We start from the raw sequence: 18,624 nt of genomic DNA on the forward strand, positions 1-18,624 counted from the left end.
CCGGCGAGGCGAGGCTGTCACGGAGGGCTTGCCATGTGGTGCGTGATGCAAGAAGTCGCCTGGTGAGCGATGCTGCGCGACTCCGCGCTCGTGGCGCGCACGGACGGCGGTGGGGCCGGCCGGCCCGGGGGTGGGAGCCGACCGGCCCAGGGGTACGAGAAGTTCCCGCACCCCCGGGTCCGGCGCTCGTGGACCCCGCTCGGATCCACAAGCCCGGCCGGGAGCCGTCCCTCCCGGCCGAGTTGAGGGGGCGTCGGCCGCGGCCGCGCCGAGGGGTCAGCCCTCGGCGGCGATCCGGGCCAGACGCTGCGCCTCGGCCCGCGCGGTGCGGGCGACGGCGTCCTCGTCGACGTTGCTGAGGTGGTTGTCCTCGACGACCGGCCGGCCGCCCACGAGGGAGAGGGTGACCGGGGCGGCCGGACCGAAGACCAGGGCGGTGACCGGGTCGGCGATGGAGGAGTGGCCGAGGCCGTCCAGCTTCCACAGCACCAGGTCGGCGAGCTTTCCGGCCTCCAGCGAACCGATCTCGGCGCCCCGGCCGAGGACCTGCGCGCCGCCGTAGGTGCCCAGCCGCAGCGCCTTGCGGGCGTTCAGTGCGGCCTCCCGGTGGGCGCCGAGGCGGTTGATCAGCAGGGCGTTGCGCAGCTCGGTGTGGAGTTCGCCGGACTCGTTGGAGGCGGTGCCGTCGACGCCGAGACCGACCGGGACGCCGGCCGCGAGCATGTCGGGGACGCGGGCGATCCCGGCCGCGAGACGGGCGTTGGAGGAGGGGCAGTGCGCGACGCCGGTGCCGGTGCGGGCGAAGGCGGCGATGTCGGAGTCGTTCATGTGGACGCAGTGCGCCATCCACACGTCGTCGCCGAGCCAGCCGGTGGACTCGAAGTAGTCGGTCGGGCCCATGCCGAACAGCTCGTGGCAGAACTTCTCCTCCTCCACGGTCTCCGAGCCGTGGGTGTGCATCCTCACGCCCTTGCGGCGGGCCAACTCGGCGCCCTGCCGCATGAGTTCGGTGGAGACGGAGAACGGCGAGCAGGGCGCGGCGGCGATCTGCACCATCGAGCCGAAGGAGGAGTCGTGGTGGGTGTCGATGGCCTCCTCGGTCGCCAGCAGGGCGCCCTCGGTGGTCTCGACGGCGAAGTCCGGGGGCAGCCCGCCGTCCTTCTCGCTGCGGTCCATGGAGCCGCGGGCCAGGGTGATGCGGGCACCGATCTCGGCGGCGGCGGCCAGCTCGGCGCCGACCAGGTCGCCGGCGCCCCGCGGGAAGACGTAGTGGTGGTCGGCGGCGGTGGTGACGCCGCCCTTGACCATCATGCCCAGCGAGCCCTGGGTGGCCGCGGCGAGCATGGGGGCGTCGATCCGGGCCCAGGTCGGGTAGAGCGCGACCAGCCAGTTGAACAGGTTGTGGTCGGTGGCCAGGCCCCGGGTGAGCCACTGGTAGAAGTGGTGGTGGGTGTTGATCAGGCCGGGGGTGACCAGGTGCCCGGTGCCGTCGATCCGGCGGACGACGTGCGCCAGGTCCTCGGGGGCGTTGCCCGCGCCGACCGACTCGATGGTGCTCCCGGCGACGACGACATGGCCGGTGGCGTACTCGGTGTCGTGGGCGTCGACCGTCGCGATGGCGCAGTTCTCGATGACGAGGCGCTCGATCGCGCCGTCCGGGGATGCCGAGGCAGCCATGGTGCTCCTACTTTCGATTCCGGCGGTGGGCACGGCATGGCCCTACGGGATTTGAGTGCCGGAGCCGGGCGAGGCGGCTGACAGCGCCGCTGCCCGTGGGGTGCTCCGGGTGCCGAGGTGATGGAAGAACAGGTTGAGCAGCGCGGCGACCAGGGCCCCGGCGCTGATCCCCGAGCCGAGCACGGTCTGCGCCCAGGCGGGAAGTCGTCGTAGAAAGCCGGTGCGGCGAGCGGGACGAGGCCGGCGCCGAGCGAGACGGCCACCAGGACGATGTGCGAGCTCTCGTCGGGACCGGCCTCGGCGAGCGTACGGATGCCGCTGACCGCGATCGATCCGAACAGCACGATCCCCGCGCCGCCGAGACCGGCATCGGCACCGGGGAGACCACCGCGCCGAGGACGGGGAAGGCGCCGAGGACCAGCAGGGTGGCGCCGGCCAGCGCGACGACGTACCGGCTGCGCACCCGGGTCAGCGAGACCGCGCCGACGTTCTGGGCGAAGGCGCTTGTCGGGAAGCCGCCGAACGTGTTTCTGTGCCATGGGTCGTTCCCCTCGGGTTCCGCGGGCCCCTCCCCGCTGCGGGGTGGGGAGAGGCACGCGCGGGCACGGCGTTGCGTCAAGGCCGCTCAGAGGTTCGTCAGATCCACCGGGATCTCGGGCTCGACACCGTCGCGCAGAACAGTGGCTTCGATCAGGCCGTACGGGCGGTCGGCCGCGTAGTAGACCTCATTGTCGTTCTTGAGCCCGAACGGCTCGAGATCCACCAGGAAGTGGTGCTTGTTCGGGAGCGAGAAGCGGATCTCGTCGACCTCCGAGCGGTTGTTGATCACGCGCGCGCCCATTTGGTACAGGGTCTGCTGGAGCGAGAGGCTGTAGGTCTCCGCGAACGCCTGCAGCATGTGCTTCTTGACCTGCTCGTACGAACGCTCCCAGTTCGGCATCCGCTGCTCGTCGTCGGTCCAGTTGAACCGCCAGCGGCCGGACACCTCGGTGGCCAGGATGCGGTCGTAGGCCTCCTTCAGGGTCGTGTACTTGTCCTTGATGTAGCCCCAGAACTCCGAGTTGGTGGAGTTCATCACGACCAGGTCCTTGAGACCGGAGATGACCTGCCACCGCTCACCGTCGTAGGTGATCTCGGTCAGGCGGGTCTCCTGGCCCTTGCGGACGAAGGAGTGCTGGACCTCGTCGGCGCCGATGAAGCGGGAGTTGGCGTCGGAGGGGGCGATCCGCTCCCAGGCGTACTCCTCGATCCGGATGCGGGCCCGGTGGATCGGCTCCTGGCTGGTGACGAAGTGCCGGGCCAGGTGGATGCCGAACTGCTCGGCCGACTCGATCCCGTGCTCCTTGGCGAAGGCGTACACGGTGTTCTTGGTCGTGTCGGTGGGCAGGCAGTGGGCGTTGGAGCCGGAGAGGTGGACCTCTTCCAGATCGCCGGAGAGCGAGACCGAGACGTTCAGGTCCTTGATGTGGTGCGTGTCGCCGTCGCGGGTGATCTTGACGACGCGGTTCTCCGCTTTGCCGTACTGGTTCTGGCCGAGAATCACCGGGCGGGCCGGGCGGGATTGGGCAGTCATGTCGGTGCTAGCTCCCTCGGTATACGGAGTAGCCGAACGGGTTGAGCAGCAGCGGTACGTGATAGTGCTCGCCCGGCGTGACGGCAAAGGTGATCGCCACCTCCGGGAAGAAAGCTCCGCTGTCCCTTACGCGGGGGGCGTCCTGCTGTTCCTCGGCTTGCTGGGTTGCCTTGTCGTGTGCGCGGTGCTGGGGAGAAACGAAGTACTCCTCGACGGCGAAGTCGAGGCGCACATGGGTGGTGCCTTCCGGCAGGGCCGGCAGGTCCTTGCAGCGTCCGTCCGCATCGGTCGTGGACGCGCCGTGGGCGGTCCAGGCGCCGTCGCGGCCGGAGCGCACCGCGAGCGTGAGGGCGACGCCCTCCGCGGGGCGGCCCACGCTGGTGTCCAGGATGTGCGTGGACACCGACGTGCGGGCAGCCGTCTCGCTGCTCATGCTGCGTCTCCTTCTGCGTGCTCGGCCATTCGGGTCAGGCGGATGCGGTTGATCTTGCGGAGTTCCGCACGAACGATCTCGCGTTCCTGTTCCGGCGTGTTGTCGATCCGGTGACGAACGGCGTCCCGCATCTGCTCCCCGGTCCGTCCGGAGGCGCAGATCAAGAAGACGTGCCCGAACTTCTCCTGGTAGGCCAGGTTGAGTTCGAGCAGGTCGGCCTTGAGCGCGTCGGAGGCGCCGGCCATCCCGCTCTGCTCGCGGCGCGAGGTGGGGTCACCCGGCTTCGGCCGGCCGATCGGCGGGTGCCCGGCCATCGCCTCGGCCAGGTCCTGTGCGCTCAGCTCGGCCATGGCGGCGTCGCTCGCGGCGAACAGGGCACCGGCGGTGGCGTACGGACGCTGCGCAAGGACCTTGCTCCCCCATGCCCGGCTGGCACACACCTCGTGCAGTGCGGCCAGGGCCGTACCGTCGTCGGCGGTGTTGAACCGGGTGAGCCCCGGCGTGGGCTCGGGGGTGTCCCCCGTCGAGCGTGGTGAACTCGAAGACACGGGAAGCCTCCGTGGCCTGGTGCTGGACAGCTCTGCTTGGCTGGAAACAGCTAAGACCCCCGGCAACAACACGTCAACACTTTGTTGAAAACTCGGTGGCGCAAATGCCGCTGTCCGGCAATTCCGGACGACGGCTCCGGCGGCCGGGGCAGACCCTGGGCCACTTCGCCCTCAGTCGGCACCCTTCGTGGCATTGTCCCTGTTCAGATAGTTGTAGACGGTGAAGCGGCTGACGCCGAGGGCACTGGCGACGGTCTCCACCCCGTGCCGGACCGAGAAGGCCCCGCGGGACTCGAGTATCCGCACCACCGACTGCTTGGTCTTACGATCCAGCTCCGCGAGCGGCATGCCGTGCCGGCGCTGGAGCTCGGCGAGGATGTGGTCGAGCGAGTCCGACAGATGCGGGAGCCGTACGGCCACCCGGTCCTGCCCCGCCCAGGTCAGCACGACATCGTCGCCCTGCGCCTGGTCCGGCGCGATCATCTGTCCGCCCATCGCGTCGACCAGCGGCTTGACCGCCTGGACGAACGGGTGGTCGGCGGGCTCCATCACGTCGCCTCCCCTTCGCCCTGCCCGGCATCCCGGATCACGTTGACCTGCAGGGAGACCCGGGTGGCGCCCGCCTGCAGCGATTCCCGCAGCAGGGCGGCCACGGCGCCGAGCACCTGCTCGGCGTCGCCCTCCGCCGTATTGCCGAAGGGGCCGACGTCGACGGCGTCCAGCTCGGCACCCGTGACGACGTCCCGCGCCACCACCGCATGCGCCGGCGCCTCGTCCAGGTCGAACGGTTCCGTCGTGAACTCCACTCTCAATCGCACGCCGCTCAACCTACGCGCGGGAGGGCCCGGCCACCAGAAATTGCCCCGGAGCCCCCTTGACAGCCTTCGAGCCCGCCAGGCAGTCTTCCAATAAGCAGAAAAATAGTTCCACTATCCGGAAGGGAGTGCCGGGCCTGATGGGTTTCACGGACACGCGCTTCAACGTCAATCTGTCGATCCTGTTCACCGAGCTTCCGTTGCCGGAGCGGCCGGCGGCCGCGCGGGCGGCGGGCTTCACGGCGGTGGAGCTGTGGTGGCCGTGGGTGGACGCCCCGGTGCCCGAGCAGGCGGAGCTGGATGCACTGCGCACCGCGCTGACGGATGCGGGGACGCGGCTGGTGGGGCTGAACTTCTACGCCGGGCAGCTGCCGGGCCCGGACCGCGGAGCCCTGTCGGTCCCGGGCGAGGAGTCGGAGAAGTTCCGGGCGAACGTGCCGGTGGCGGTGGAGTTCGGCCGCTCGCTGGGCTGCACGTCCTTCAACGCTCTCTACGGCAACCGGGTCCCGGGGGCTTCCGCGGCGGAGCAGGACGCGCTGGCGCTGGAGAACCTGGCATTCGCCGCGCGGGCGGTCGCGGAGGTGGGCGGGACGGTGCTGATCGAGGCCCTGAACGCGCCGGAGTCGCCGAACTGCCCGATCGTCAGCGCACCGAAGGCCATCGAGGTGGTGGACGCGGTGAACGCGGCCACCGGGCTGGACAACACCCGCTTCCTGATGGATCTCTACCACCTGTCGATGAACGGCGAGGACCTGCACGAGGTCATCGACCGCTACACCGGCAGGACCGCCCACGTGCAGATCGCCGACAACCCCGGCCGCGGCGCCCCCGGCACCGGCGACCTCGACTTCACCGACCTGCTCGGCCGCCTCGAGAAGGCCGGTTACCAGGGTTGGACCGGCCTGGAGTACAAGCCCGGCGACGGACCCAGCGCAGGCGCCTTCGCATGGCTCCCCGCCCCGCTGCGCGCGGCCCGCTCCTGACGACTTAGCACCGTGAATACCGTGAAAGAGGCATCCCGATGAGCAACCTGCCCAAGATCGCGTGGATCGGTCTCGGCATCATGGGCTCCCCCATGGCCGAAAACCTGATCAAGGCCGGCTACCAGGTCACCGGCTACACCCTCGAAGCCGACAAGCTCCAGCGCCTCGCGGCGGCCGGCGGCACCGCCGCCGCCTCCCTGGCCGAAGCCGTCACCGACGCCGACGTCATCATCACCATGGTCCCGGCCTCCCCCCAGGTCGAAGCCATCGCCTACGGCCCCGACGGCATCCTGGAAAACGCCCGGCGCGGCGCCCTGCTGATCGACATGTCCTCGATCACCCCGCAGACCTCCGTCGACCTGGCCCACGCCGCCGCCGACAAGGGCATCCGCGTACTGGACGCCCCCGTCTCGGGCGGCGAAGCGGGCGCCGTCGAAGCCGTCCTGTCCATCATGGCCGGCGGCGACCGGGCCGACTTCGACGCCGCCCGCCCCCTGCTCGAAGCCCTCGGCAAGACCATCGTCCACTGCGGCCCCCACGGCGCCGGCCAGACCGTCAAGGCGGCCAACCAGCTGATCGTCGCCATCAACATCCAGGCCTGCGCCGAAGCCGTCGTCTTCCTCGAGAAGTCCGGCGTCGACCTCACCGCGGCCCTCGACGTCCTGGGCGGCGGCCTGGCCGGCTCCACCGTCCTGGCCCGCAAGAAGGACAACTTCAAGAACCGCGACTTTCCCCCCGGCTTCCGCATCGACCTCCACCACAAGGACATGGGCATCGTCACCGACGCCGCCCGCACCGTCGGCGCCGCGCTGCCCGTCGGCACCCTCGTCGCCTCCCTCGTCGCCTCGCTGCGCGCCCAGGGCGACGGCGGTCTCGACCACTCCGCCCTCCTCCGCGGCGTCGAACGCCTCTCCGGGCACCCCACCGCGCACTGAGCCCGCGGCGGCACGGACGCCGGCCCGTGCACGAGTGCGCCCAGGGGGCCTCGATCCGGCCCCCACCACGGGACCTTCAGCAAGTCCCCTCCGGCTTCCGGGCGGCGGCCGCGCCGACACTTGTCCTGTCGCGCCCAGGTGTGACCGCCGCCCGGAACACCCCCGGACACCTCTCAGCTTTGTTTCAACAAACTGTTGACGTTTGGTCGTAGCGCTTCTTACGCTCCGACACGCGGAAGCCAACTTCCGCGCTCTCGTACGGAAGGTCACCATGTCGAAGCCCACGCTGACGGCGCGCTTTCTCACTACGGAGGCTGGCGCCCCCGTCGCCGACAACCAGAACTCCGCCACCGCAGGCGCCGGCGGCCCGATCGTCCTCCAGGACCAGCACCTGCTGGAGAAGCTCGCCCGCTTCAACCGCGAGCGCATCCCGGAGCGCGTCGTGCATGCCCGTGGCTCCGGCGCGTACGGCTACTTCGAGGTGACCGACGACGTCACGGGCTTCACCCGTGCCGACTTCCTCGACACCGTCGGCAAGCGCACCGAGACGTTCATCCGCTTCTCGACCGTCGCCGACAGCCTCGGCGGCCCGGACGCGGCCCGTGACCCGCGTGGCTTCGCCCTGAAGTTCTATACCGAAGAGGGCAACTACGACCTCGTCGGCAACAACACCCCGGTGTTCTTCATCAAGGACCCGATCAAGTTCCCCGACTTCATCCACTCCCAGAAGCGCGACCCCTTCACGGGCAAGCAGGAGCCGGACAACGTCTGGGACTTCTGGGCGCACTCCCCCGAGGCGACCCACCAGGTCACCTGGCTGATGGGCGACCGCGGCATCCCGGCCTCCTACCGCCATATGAACGGCTACGGCTCGCACACCTACCAGTGGACGAACGCCGAGGGCGAGGCCTTCTTCGTCAAGTACCACTTCAAGACGAACCAGGGCATCCGCTGCCTGGACGCCGAGCAGGGCACCGAGCTGTCCGGCAAGGACCCGAACAGCCACCAGACCGATCTGCTGCAGTCCATCGAGCGGGGCGTCTACCCCTCCTGGACGCTGTACGTGCAGATCATGCCGGCGGCCGAGGCGGCGAACTACCGCTTCAACCCCTTCGACCTGACGAAGGTGTGGCCGCACAGCGACTACCCGCTGCAGCGGGTGGGCCGCCTGGTCCTGGACCGCAACCCCGACAACGTCTTCGCCGAGGTCGAGCAGTCGGCCTTCTCGCCGAACAACTTCGTGCCCGGCATCGGCCCGTCCCCGGACAAGATGCTGCAGGGCCGGCTCTTCGCCTACGCCGACGCGCACCGCTACCGTCTGGGCGTCAACCACACCCAGCTGCCGGTGAACGCCCCCAAGGCGACCGAGGCCCACAACTACGGCCGGGACGGCCTGATGGCCACCCACCGCTACGACCGGCACGCCAAGAACTACGAGCCGAACTCCTACGGCGGCCCGGTCCAGACGGACCAGGCACTCTCCGCCCCGCTCGCCGTCTCCGGCCACACCGGCACCCACGAGGCCCCGGCGCACACCAAGGACGACGACTTCTTCCAGGCCGGTGAGCTCTACCGCCTGATGTCGCAGGACGAGAAGACCCGTCTGGTCAACAACATCGCCGGTGGCCTCTCCCAGGTCAGCCGCGACGACGTGATCGAGAAGAACCTCGCTCACTTCCACGCCGCCGACCCGGACTACGGCGCGCGCGTCGAGGCCAGGGTCCGTGAACTGCGCGAGGACTGACGGGAGGTCGGCTCCCTTGCGCATCCGTACCGGCCGGCCCGTTCGAGGGGTGGCCGGCCGGTACGGAACGGCAGCGCGAGCTCCGCGGTACACGGGGAGGACCAGTGCGGTGGCCGTGCCCACCCGGCACAAAGGGCGGGCCTCTCCCCCACCGCGGAGCCCGCCTGCTCCGCCACGCTCCTCCCCTCTCCGCCACCCCACAGACTCCGTCCGGCGGCGCGATGTCCTGTCGCGCCCGATGCTCGCGCCGCCGGACGGGCACCACGACAGGCCCGGAATCCGTACGGTCACGGATTCTGGGCCTGTGCGCGTGGTGCCCGCCCTGACGGACGGCCCTTGCGCGCCGCGATGCGCTCCCCCGTGCGCCGTGGCTCCCCGCGGTTCCCCCCTCCACCTGCGGCGCTCTCCTCGCAAATCGCCCCCCTGCGCCCGGTTTTGGAGAGACCATGGGAGCAGCAGCAGATCCGACCTGTCTGCCGTCCGACCTGCCAGGAGCCGACCATGGCCGACAGCGTGCCGGTGCGGTGCCCCACGTGCCGCCGCGAGAACGCCTTCACCCCGCCCACCTTCCCGTGCGCGTGCGGTGCCCCGCTGACCCTGCCCGTACTGCGCGGCGGGGTGCCCGTCGAGATACTGCACCGCACGTGGCAGGCCTCCTGGGTGGAGGTGCGCTGCGAGGTCTGCGGACGGCAGGACGAGTGGCCGGCGCCGGAGTCCGGCTGCGCCTGCGGCACGGTCGTACGGCTCCCGGTCGCCCCCGCCCCGGTCCAACCACCCCCGAATTTCCCGTCGTTCGGCCCGCCCGCCCCCCGGCGCACACCTGCCCCCGCTCCCGAGACGCCGCGCCCCGCCCTGCGTCCCGCGTTCCGCCCGGTCACGATCCGTACGGCCCGCGACTGTGTCACCGCCGCCGAGCAGTATCTGAAGTGGCTGGGCTACGCCGATGTCGCCCGGACCCAGGAGCGCACCGCCTCCGGTGTGGACCTCCGCGGTACGGGTGTGGTCGCCCAGGTCGACCCGACCACCCGCGCCACCCAACTGCGCGAGATCGAGTGCGTCTGGCTCAACGGCCTCAACGCCTCGGCCATCGCGGTCTTCTTCTCCCTCGCCGGTTACGCCCGCGACGCCCGCTCCCGCGCCGACGACCTGCACATCCCGCTGTTCGTCATGGACCTCACGGGCACCCCGCAGCCGGTCAACGACCCGGCCGACGAACTGATCAAGTACGGCGCGCCGGGGCGGTGATGCGGGCGCGCGGCGTCGCGGGGCGGCCGGGGGCCGTCGGCTGAGCGGGCGGTCGGGCGGTCGGGCAGACGGCCGGACTGCCGGACAGTCGGGCAGTCGGGCAGTCGGACGGCCGGCCAGGCGGGCAGGCGGCCGGACTGCCGGCCAATCGGGCGGACTGCCGGGCAGTCGGGCGGCGAGCCGTCCACGGAAATCCGCTCGCCTCCCCCGCCCGGACCGGCGACACTGACACCGTGCTCATCCATGCCCCCTCCCTCGCCGAGCTGCCCACCCTGCGCAGCATCGAGCTCGCGGCCGGTACGGCATTCCGCGGGCTCGGTATGGCGGCGATCGCGGACGCCGAACCACCCTCCCTCGCACAGCTGACGGCGTTCCGGCGCGCGGGGCAGGCACTGGCGGCGTACGAGGAACCGGGCGGGGCGGCGGACACCGACGGCGCCGGACAGCCACTCGGCTTTCTGCTCTGGGAACCGGTCGACGGCTGCACCCACATCGAGCAGGTATCGGTCCACCCGCAGCACGCCCACCGCCGCATCGGCCGGGCGCTGATCGACCGGGCGGAACGCGAGGGCGGCCCGGCCCCGCGCCCGCTCACCCTGACCACCTTCGCCGAGGTTCCCTGGAACGCGCCGTACTACGCCCGTATCGGATTCCGGACCCTCACCGATGCCGAACTCACCCCGGGCCTGCGGGCGATCCGCGCCCACGAGGCGACGCTGGGACTCGACCGCTGGCCGCGGGTGTGCATGAGGCGTCAGGCCGGCGGGGCGGACAGCGGGACGTGAACCGGTTTGCCGCGGCCCGCCTGCACAATGACGGAATGATCGACGCGAATGCCCTGCGGGCCGCCTGCCTGGACTTCAATGGCGCGGTCGAGGAGTTCCCCTTTCCGCGGCACCCGGACGTGTCCACCTTCAAGGTCGGCGGAAAGATCTTCGCGCTGACGACGCTGACGGATGCGCCGCTCGCCGTGAGCCTCAAATGCGAGCCCGAGCTGGCGGAGCGACTGCGCGCGGCGCATCCCGAGGTGGTGCCCGGCTATCACCTCAACAAGCGGCACTGGAACACCGTTTCCCTGGACGGCGCCCTCCCCGACCGGCTGGTCCTCGACATGATCGAGGACTCCTATGACCTCGTGGTCGCTTCGCTTCCCCGCGCTCAGCGTCTGCTGCTCGACTGGCCGGGTGAGCGGCGGGCCTGAAACGGCCACCCGGGTGCGTCGCCTCGTCTGACCACACGCCCGGCCCCCTGCGAACAGCGGCGTCAGCTCTGGGCGGTGGGCCGGACGACGATCTCGTTCACATCGACGGTGGCAGGCTGCTCGATCGCGAAGGCGATGGCCCGGGCAATCGCCTCGGGCGGGAGGGCGATCCGATCCCTGATCTCCTTGATCCGGGCTCTGACCTCCGGGTTCGTTGATGCCTCGGCGAAGTCGGTGGCCACCGCGCCGGGTGAGACGGTGGTCACCCGGAGGGAGTCGCCGGCTTCTTGGCGCAGGCCTTCGCACAGCGCGCGGACCGCGAACTTCGTACCGGCGTAGACCGCCATGTCCGGCACGATGCGAAAGGCGGCCGTGGAGGCCGTGGTGATGAAGTGGCCGGCGCCCTGCGCCCGGAAGACCGGCAGCGCGGCGCCGATTCCGTGCAGCACACCTTTGATGTTGACGTCGACCATGCGGTCCCATTCCTCGACGCGCAGATCGTCGAGCGGCGAGATCGGGCCGACCCCGGCGTTGCTGACCAGCACGTCGAGCCGGCCGAATCGTTCACGGGCCAGTGCGACCAGAGCGTGCAGGTCGTCGCGCCGGGTCACATCCGTGCGGATCTGCGCCGCCGCACCACCGGCCTTTTCGATCCGCGCCACCAGATCCGCCAGGCGCTCGCTCCGGCGCGCGCCCAGCACGACCCGCGCGCCTCGCTCGGCGAGCAGCAAAGCGGTGGCCTCGCCGATGCCACTGCCGGCCCCCGTGATCGCCACGACCTTCCCGTCAATTCCCGACAGTTCCTTGGCGTCGATCCCCGACCCGCCCTTCCCGCCGATCCCCGCTATGACCTTGCTGTCGCTTCCCGACATGACGCGTCCCTCTTCTTCCCTCGCGTTCCCCTCGGTGAGGGATCCCCCACTCGGGCATCAGTCTGATGCGGGCTTAACCTGGTATCCAGAGCCGGTTTATTCTGGAACCAGGGATGCCATCACCATGCCGAAACAAGCGGATCAACGCCGTGAGCTGAGCGCCTTCCTGCGCAGCCGCAGGGAGCGGCTGACCCCGGGTCAGGTCGGCCTACCCTCGACCGGCCGGCGCCGGACGCCGGGACTTCGCCGCGAAGAACTCGCCCTGCTCGCCGGGATCAGCGCCACCTGGTACACGTACCTGGAGCAGGGCCGGGACATCCGCGCCTCGGACCAGGTGCTGGACGCCCTCGCCGCCGCGCTGCGGCTCGACCGGCACGAACGGGGTCACCTCTTCCAGCTCGCCGGTCACCTGCCCACCGCCGATGCCGCGGGGCCCGAACCGCTCCCCGCCGAGGTGGCGGCCGTCCCGCTGCTGCTTCAGCCCAACCCGGCGTACATCATCGACGGCACCTATGACGTGCTCAGCTACAACCGGGCGGCCGACGAGCTGTTCGTGCGTCTCACGGCGGCGGAGCGGCCGGCGAACTTCGCCCGCTGGACATTCCTCGAACCCGCGGCCCGGGACGTTCTGGTCGACTGGGAGCCCGAGGCGCGCGGCCTGCTCGCCCGGCTGCGGACGCTGGCCGGACGCCACCCGGGCGACGCCCGTTACACCCGGCTGATCGACGAGCTGAAGGACAACAGCCCAGAGGTGTCCGCCTGGTGGCCGGCGTACGACGTGCAGGCCCGGCGCAGCGGGCGGAAACGGCTACGCCACGCGGGAGGCGAGCCGGTCGATTTCACGTACACCGCCTTCCACCTGGCCGAACAGCCGGAACAGACGCTGGTGATCTACTCCGCGCCAGCGGAACCATCCGAGGGGAACCCGCCCAAGGGGGACCCACCCCAAGAGACCCCAGCCAAAGGGGCCCCGGCCAAAGGGGCCCCGGCCAAAGGGGCCCCGGCCAAAGGGGCCTCGACCAAGGGGACCCCGGCCGGAGGGAAGACGCCCAAAGGAAAGGTGCCCAAGGGAAATTCATCCACGGGGCGTCGGCCGACCGAGGCATGACCTGCGCGTCAGCGGAGCGGGTGCCGTGCCGGCGCTCGCCTCGCGCCCGGTCCACGCCATTTCCAACCGGCTCGCGCATGTCGAAGAGAAATGACGCGCTGTCCGGCCGCCAACGCGGGACCGCCGGCCGCCTGAGGGGCGACGGGAAGGGTGCCAGTCGTCTCGGCCCTGGCTTCAGAGGTGGGCGCCCCCCAGGGTCAGGGCGAAGATCGAGATGATCACTGCCGTCACGAACCACCGGCCGACCGCGCCTGAGGCCGGCTCAACTCATCACGTGCCACTGGAATCGATCGTCTAGGCTGACGCGGTGACTGATGAGCGGGAGCGGGTGCAGCCGTCGGGAGTGTGGGCCACGTCGGTGGGGGTGGCCCGAGTGCGGGCGCTGGAGACCGAGCGGGAGAACGCGCTGTTCCGCGACCCACTGGCGCATGCCTTCGCCGCCGCCGGCGGCCTGTGGCCCTCCTCGCCACCGCGGCCCGATGACGAGGCCGCGCGACGCCGCCGGCTGGCCGTGTCGCTCTCCATCGTCATCAGGACGAAGTTCCTCGACGACCTGTTGCAGCAGGCCTCCGCGTCCGGGGTCCGGCAGGTCGTGCTGCTCGGCGCCGGCATGGACAGCCGGGCCTTCCGGATGGACTGGCCCGAGGGCACCCGGCTGTTCGAGGTCGACACCGCCGCCCCACTGGACTTCAAGGATTCGGTGCTGCGCCAGGAGCGGGCCGTCGCGCGCTGCGAGCGGATCGCCGTCGCGGTGGATCTGCGTGAGGACTGGCCAGGCGCGCTGGCCGCCGCGGGGCACGACCCGGCCGTGCCGACCGCGTGGATCGCCGAAGGACTACTGATCTATCTGCCCGAGGACGCGGTGGAACTACTGCTGGCCCGGATCAGCACGCAGTCGGCGGCGGGCAGTCGGATGGGGCTGGCGTTGGGCTCACGCGGCGTGATCGAGCGCTTCGGCGCGGACGCCGCGCCGGGATCGGCGGCGTCCATGTGGGTCTCGGAGATGCCCGACGACCCGGTGGGCTGGCTGGCCGGGCACGGCTGGGAGGCCGACAGCCACACCCTGCGCGAGCGCGCTGCCGCCTACGGCCGCCCGATCAGCACCCCGCCGCGGCGCGAGGAGCGGCCCGGCGGACTGATCTCGGCGGTCCGCCGGTAGCGCGCCTCCCGGTTCCCTAGATGATCGATTCCAAGGGGGCCTGATGGGTGGAGCCGGCTTCATGCGCGGCCGGCCAGTCATGTGCGCACTGACCGCCTACGCCCACTGGAGTCATCCACCAACTCCAACAGGCTCGTCAACCGATGGTCCGCGGCCCGTGCGGCCTCACTCTCCGCCCAGAGGTGTCCGAGGGGCCCACGGCGCAGGTGGGCCGCCCGCAAGCCGGCGGCGTGGGCCGGCCCGACGTCGTTCTGCGGGTGGTCGCCGACGTACAGCACCTCACCCGCCGGAACGCCCGCCAGCTCGACGACGCCTGCGAAGAACTCCGGCGCAGGCTTGGCCACGCCCCACTCACCGGACGTGGCCAGGCCATCCACCGGCAGTTCGAGCGCGCGCAACAACTCACCTGCCCTGGCTGTCTGGTTGCCGGCCACCACCACGCGCATCCCGGCCGCCCGCAGCGCCGCCAGCGAAGGGCGGGCGTCGGGGTACAGGTCCGGCTCAGCAAGGAACTCCCCCCGGCCGGCTTCACAGCAAGCCGGGGGCAAGACACCCGCAGATGCTCAGCCCCTCAGCCCCTCAGCCCCTCAGCCCCTCAGCCCCTCAGCCCGTCAGTCCCGCTCCCGCCGCGCGTCACCGTCTGCCCAGCCGACCAGCCCAGGAGCCGATTCGTCTCCGGGCACGCCCGAGGTTCATCACCGGGTGCGGGCTCACCGCGATAGGCGCCCCGGCCTCGTCACCCGGCGCGGGCTCACTGCGATATCCGCCCCAGCTCCTCCGCCAGCCGCTCGCGCAGCTCCACCTTGCGGACCTTGCCGCTGACGGTCATCGGGAAGGCGTCGAGGATGTGGAGGTGGCGGGGCACCTTGTAGTGGGCGAGGCGGGAGCGGCAGTAGCGGGCCAACTCGTCGCGGGTGAGGGGGTCTTCGGGGTCGCGGAGGATGACGCAGGCGGCGATCTCCTCGCCGTACTTCGCGTCGGGGACACCGACGACCTGGACGTCGGCGATCTTGGGGTGGGAGTAAAGGAACTCCTCGATCTCGCGCGGGTAGACGTTCTCGCCGCCTCTGATGATCATGTCCTTGATGCGGCCGACGATCCGGACGTAGCCGTCGTCGTTCATCACCGCGAGATCGCCGGTGTGCATCCAGCGGGCGGGGTCGATGACCTCGGCGGTGCGCTCGGGGTCCTCCCAGTAGCCGAGCATCACGCTGTAGCCGCGGGTGCACAGCTCGCCAGGGGCGCCGCGGGGCACGGTCACCCCGCTCGCCGGGTCGACGACCTTCACCTCGATGTGCGGCAGCACCCGGCCGACGGTCGCGGTGCGGTGTGCGAGGTCGTCGTCGCGGCGGGTCTGGGTGGAGACCGGGGAGGTCTCGGTCATGCCGTAGCAGATGGAGACCTCGGTCATGTGCATCTCGGCGACCACCCGCTTCATCACCTCCTCGGGGCACGGCGAGCCCGCCATGATGCCCGTTCGGAGGGAGGTGAGGTCGTAGCCGGCGAAGTCGGGGTGGTTGAGCTCGGCGATGAACATGGTGGGGACGCCGTAGAGGGAGGTGCAGCGCTCGTCCTGGACGGCCTGGAGGGTGGTGGCGGCGTCGAAGGCGGGGCCCGGGATGACGATGCAGGCGCCGTGGGAGGTGGCGCCGAGGTTGCCCATGACCATGCCAAAACAGTGATAGAAGGGCACCGGCAGACACACCCGGTCCTGTTCGGTGTAGGCGACGGTCTCGCCGACCCAGTAGCCGTTGTTGAGGATGTTGTGGTGGGAGAGGGTGGCGCCCTTGGGGAAGCCGGTGGTGCCCGAGGTGTACTGGATGTTGACCGGGTCGTCGGCGGAGAGGGTCTTCTCATACTCGGCGAGCCGGGTGTGCCCGACGGTGGCGCCTGCCGCGAGCAGCCCGTCCCAGGTGGGGTCACCGATGTAGACCACTTCGCGCAGCGCCGGGCTCTCGGCACGCACCTCCTCGGCCATCCCGCGGTAGTCGCTGGTCTTGTGGTGGATCGCGGAGACCAGGAGCGAGATGCCGGCCTGGCGCAGCACATACGCCAACTCGTGGACGCGGTAAGCGGGGTTGACGTTGACGAGGATGGCGCCGATCCGCGCGGTGGCGTACTGGACGAGGACCCATTCGGCGCAGTTGGGAGCCCAGATGCCGACCCGGTCGCCCTTGCCGATGCCCTTGGCCAGCAGGCCGAGCGCCACCTCGTCGACCGCGTGGCCCAGTTCGCTGTAGGTCCAGCGGCGGCCGCTCGCCACCTCGACCAGCGCCTCGCGGCCGCCGAACCGGGCGATGGCGCGGGCCAGATCGGTCCCGATGGTGTGCCCGAGCAGCGGCCGGTCGGCGACCCCGCAGGCGTACGACAGTTCCTGGTGCGGCTCGCTCATGTGGTGCTTCTCCTCGCGGTACCCGGCACTGTGCGGCCGGCTCATCGGTGGTTCTCGTCGCGGTACTCGGCACTTCCGTCGCCCTGCGCGGTGCGCTCCCCCGCAGCTCGATACGGGGGATCTCGCCGGAGACGGTCTTGGGATCTTCACCAACCATCAGCCGGGGAACAACCCTTCCCACGGCCTCAAGGGGCGGAAGCCTCACTTCCGGTCCGGCATCCGGCCTCGCGTCCGGCCGCACATCCGGACGCACATCCGGACTCCCACCCGGCCTCGCACCCGGGGCCGGTCGTCAGTTGACCCCCCGGTCGAGCCCGGACCAGTACGGCCGGCGGAGCTTGAACTTCTGGATTTTGCCGGTGGCCGTGCGGGGGATCGCGTCGCGGAATTCGACGGAGGTCGGAGCCTTGTAGCCGGCCAAGTGCCGCTTGCAGTGGGCGATGATGTCGGACTCCTCGGCCGTCGCCCCTTCGGCGAGGACCACCAGGGCCTTGATCGTCTCGCCCCACTTCTCGTGCGGCACACCGATCACGGCGACCTCGGCGACCGCCGGGTGGCTGAAGATCGTGTCCTCCACCTCGATCGACGACACGTTCTCGCCGCCGGTGATGATGACGTCCTTCTTGCGGTCGGAGATGGTGAGGTGGCCGTCGGCGGGGTCCAGGGTGCCGCCGTCGCCGGTGCGGAACCAGTCGCCCTCCAGCGCCGCCGACGTCTCCTCCGGCTTGCCCCAGTACCCGTCGAGCACCGTGTTCGAGCGGGCCAGCACCTCACCGGAGTCGGAGATCTTCAGCTTGACCCCGAGCGCGGGCAGACCCGCACGGGACAGCTTGCGTGCCCGCTCCCCGGCGGGAAGGTCCGCGTCGCCGGGCCGGGTCCGGTTGAACGTCAGGAGTGGCGAGGTCTCGGTGAGGCCGTAGATCTGGGTGAACTCCCAGCCCAGTTCCTCGCCCACCCGTGCGATCGTCTCGCTCGGCGGCGGCGCCCCCGCGCAGACCACGCGTACGCGGTCGCGCCCCGGGATCTCGCCGGGCCAGGTTGCCGCGGCGTTGAGGACGGCATTCCACACAGCGGGCGCACCGCACATGAGGGTGACACCGTGCTCCTCGACCCGCCGCAGGATCTCCGTGCCGTCGACTTTGCGCAGCACCACTTGTTTGACGCCGAGTCCGGCCATCACATACGGCATCCCCCAGCCGTTGCAGTGGAACATCGGCAGGGTGTGCATGTAGACGTCGCGCTCCCACACGCGGGTGTGCAGGGCGAAGGTCAGGCCGTTGACCCAGATGTTGCGGTGGGTGAGCTGTACGCCCTTGGGGCGGGCGGTGGTGCCCGAGGTGTAGTTGATCGTCGCGGTGGCGTCCTCGTCCGGCTGCGACCACGGGCGCGGGTCCACGCCGAACCGCATCAGCTCGGACTCGGTCCGCTCGCCCAGCACGAAGCGGTGCGGCACCTCGAGGCCGGCCAGTGCCTCGTCCAGCTCCGGGTCGACGAGCACGACCGAGGCCCCGCTCTGCCGGAGGACGTATGCGACCTCTTCGCGCGTGAGGCGGAAGTTCACCGGGACACAGATGCGGCCGCTCATCGGCACCGCGAACAGCAGCTCCAGCAGGCGGGTGGAGTTGTGGCTGACCACCGCCACCCGCTCGCCCTCACCGACCCCGAGGGCGTCCAGGCCCGCCTGCCAGGCACGGACCCGTTCAGCGAACCGCCCGTACGTCGATACGGGTACCGGCGGGGCGGGCTGCTGCGGTTCGTCGACCACGCCCGGGCTCGCGCCGAAGCCCAGGTCGGCGCGGTCAAGGAAATCCGCGATCGTCATCGGTGTCCGCATGCTTTCTCCTGTGTTCGGAGGGATCCGGTACAAACACGCCTGGAAGCGGAAGCGGGGCCGGCAGTCGCCCGGCGACAGCCGTTGTGCCGCGGCAACGGCACGTGA

At 70.7% G+C, this 18,624-nt stretch carries 16 protein-coding genes and 3 pseudogenes; 8 read left to right on the forward strand and 11 right to left on the reverse strand.

The genetic code is table 11. The features are described from left to right. Positions 1 to 276 precede the first annotated feature (276 nt). From ACGFR7_RS23645 to ACGFR7_RS23675, 7 genes and pseudogenes are all read right to left on the reverse strand, one after another. Complete coding sequence (locus ACGFR7_RS23645) at positions 277 to 1,677, reverse strand: 8-oxoguanine deaminase (protein ID WP_393322562.1); 1,401 nt, start codon at positions 1,675 to 1,677, stop codon at positions 277 to 279. Between the two features lie 42 nt (positions 1,678 to 1,719). Continuing rightward, positions 1,720 to 2,200: pseudogene (locus ACGFR7_RS23650) on the reverse strand (solute carrier family 23 protein); the annotation flags it as partial. 102 nt (positions 2,201 to 2,302) lie between these two features. Further along, on the reverse strand, positions 2,303 to 3,250 hold the full coding sequence (gene pucL / locus ACGFR7_RS23655) for a factor-independent urate hydroxylase (RefSeq protein WP_393322565.1): 948 nt from the start codon (positions 3,248 to 3,250) through the stop codon (positions 2,303 to 2,305). Between the two features lie 7 nt (positions 3,251 to 3,257). Beyond that, complete coding sequence (uraH, locus tag ACGFR7_RS23660; RefSeq protein ID WP_393322568.1) at positions 3,258 to 3,683, reverse strand: hydroxyisourate hydrolase; 426 nt, start codon at positions 3,681 to 3,683, stop codon at positions 3,258 to 3,260. Then, positions 3,680 to 4,231 (reverse strand): 2-oxo-4-hydroxy-4-carboxy-5-ureidoimidazoline decarboxylase, encoded by a 552-nt coding sequence (gene uraD, locus ACGFR7_RS23665; protein WP_393322571.1) that lies wholly within the window; start codon positions 4,229 to 4,231, stop codon positions 3,680 to 3,682. The genes uraH and uraD overlap by 4 nt, the downstream gene beginning before the upstream one ends. A 171-nt stretch (positions 4,232 to 4,402) precedes the next feature. Further along, the gene (locus ACGFR7_RS23670) at positions 4,403 to 4,783 is read right to left on the reverse strand and encodes a helix-turn-helix domain-containing protein (protein WP_393322574.1); all 381 of its coding nucleotides are present in this window, start codon (positions 4,781 to 4,783) and stop codon (positions 4,403 to 4,405) included. Continuing rightward, positions 4,780 to 5,049 carry a hypothetical protein gene (locus ACGFR7_RS23675; protein ID WP_393322577.1) on the reverse strand — a complete coding sequence of 90 codons (270 nt, stop codon included), beginning with the start codon at positions 5,047 to 5,049 and terminating at the stop codon, positions 4,780 to 4,782. Before ACGFR7_RS23675 ends, ACGFR7_RS23670 begins: the two co-directional genes overlap by 4 nt. 137 nt (positions 5,050 to 5,186) lie before the next feature. Between ACGFR7_RS23675 and ACGFR7_RS23680 the strand changes: the two genes are divergently transcribed. The 6 genes from ACGFR7_RS23680 to ACGFR7_RS23705 all read left to right on the forward strand — a co-directional run bounded on the left by ACGFR7_RS23680 (position 5,187) and on the right by ACGFR7_RS23705 (position 11,154). After that, positions 5,187 to 6,029, forward strand: a complete 843-nt coding sequence (locus ACGFR7_RS23680; RefSeq protein ID WP_393322580.1) for a TIM barrel protein — start codon at positions 5,187 to 5,189, stop codon at positions 6,027 to 6,029. Positions 6,030 to 6,067: 38 nt separating this feature from the next. After that, positions 6,068 to 6,964, forward strand: a complete 897-nt coding sequence (locus ACGFR7_RS23685; RefSeq protein WP_393322583.1) for a 2-hydroxy-3-oxopropionate reductase — start codon at positions 6,068 to 6,070, stop codon at positions 6,962 to 6,964. 286 nt (positions 6,965 to 7,250) lie between these two features. Beyond that, positions 7,251 to 8,708 (forward strand): catalase, encoded by a 1,458-nt coding sequence (locus ACGFR7_RS23690; protein ID WP_393322997.1) that lies wholly within the window; start codon positions 7,251 to 7,253, stop codon positions 8,706 to 8,708. 501 nt (positions 8,709 to 9,209) lie between these two features. Further along, on the forward strand, positions 9,210 to 9,953 hold the full coding sequence (locus tag ACGFR7_RS23695) for a hypothetical protein (RefSeq protein ID WP_393322586.1): 744 nt from the start codon (positions 9,210 to 9,212) through the stop codon (positions 9,951 to 9,953). Positions 9,954 to 10,186: 233 nt separating this feature from the next. Continuing rightward, entirely contained in the window at positions 10,187 to 10,738 is a 552-nt protein-coding gene (locus ACGFR7_RS23700; RefSeq protein WP_393322589.1) for a GNAT family N-acetyltransferase, read from the forward strand. A 35-nt stretch (positions 10,739 to 10,773) separates the two neighbouring features. After that, on the forward strand, positions 10,774 to 11,154 hold the full coding sequence (locus tag ACGFR7_RS23705; RefSeq protein ID WP_393322592.1) for an MmcQ/YjbR family DNA-binding protein: 381 nt from the start codon (positions 10,774 to 10,776) through the stop codon (positions 11,152 to 11,154). 62 nt (positions 11,155 to 11,216) lie between these two features. On the opposite strand, the gene ACGFR7_RS23710 is transcribed toward ACGFR7_RS23705, so the two are convergent. After that, positions 11,217 to 11,954, reverse strand: coding sequence for an SDR family oxidoreductase (locus ACGFR7_RS23710; RefSeq protein ID WP_393323000.1), 738 nt, complete (start codon positions 11,952 to 11,954; stop codon positions 11,217 to 11,219). Between the two features lie 196 nt (positions 11,955 to 12,150). Here ACGFR7_RS23710 and ACGFR7_RS23715 point away from each other — a divergent pair. Further along, positions 12,151 to 12,942 (forward strand): annotated as a pseudogene (locus ACGFR7_RS23715) (helix-turn-helix transcriptional regulator); the annotation flags it as partial. Between the two features lie 535 nt (positions 12,943 to 13,477). Then, positions 13,478 to 14,293 (forward strand): class I SAM-dependent methyltransferase, encoded by an 816-nt coding sequence (locus ACGFR7_RS23720; RefSeq protein WP_393323003.1) that lies wholly within the window; start codon positions 13,478 to 13,480, stop codon positions 14,291 to 14,293. A 77-nt stretch (positions 14,294 to 14,370) separates the two neighbouring features. Here ACGFR7_RS23720 and ACGFR7_RS23725 read toward each other — a convergent pair. The 3 genes and pseudogenes from ACGFR7_RS23725 to ACGFR7_RS23735 form a co-directional block, all read right to left on the reverse strand. Further along, positions 14,371 to 14,820, reverse strand: a pseudogene (locus ACGFR7_RS23725) (HAD family hydrolase); the annotation flags it as partial. Positions 14,821 to 15,044: 224 nt separating this feature from the next. Further along, positions 15,045 to 16,685 carry an AMP-binding protein gene (locus tag ACGFR7_RS23730; RefSeq protein ID WP_393322595.1) on the reverse strand — a complete coding sequence of 547 codons (1,641 nt, stop codon included), beginning with the start codon at positions 16,683 to 16,685 and terminating at the stop codon, positions 15,045 to 15,047. Between the two features lie 292 nt (positions 16,686 to 16,977). Then, positions 16,978 to 18,519 carry an AMP-binding protein gene (locus ACGFR7_RS23735; protein ID WP_393322598.1) on the reverse strand — a complete coding sequence of 514 codons (1,542 nt, stop codon included), beginning with the start codon at positions 18,517 to 18,519 and terminating at the stop codon, positions 16,978 to 16,980. Between the last annotated feature and the right edge of the window lie 105 nt (positions 18,520 to 18,624).

Origin of the sequence: Streptomyces sp. NPDC048516 (assembly GCF_043199875.1) — a bacterium.
Classification (GTDB): Bacteria; Actinomycetota; Actinomycetes; order Streptomycetales; family Streptomycetaceae; genus Streptomyces.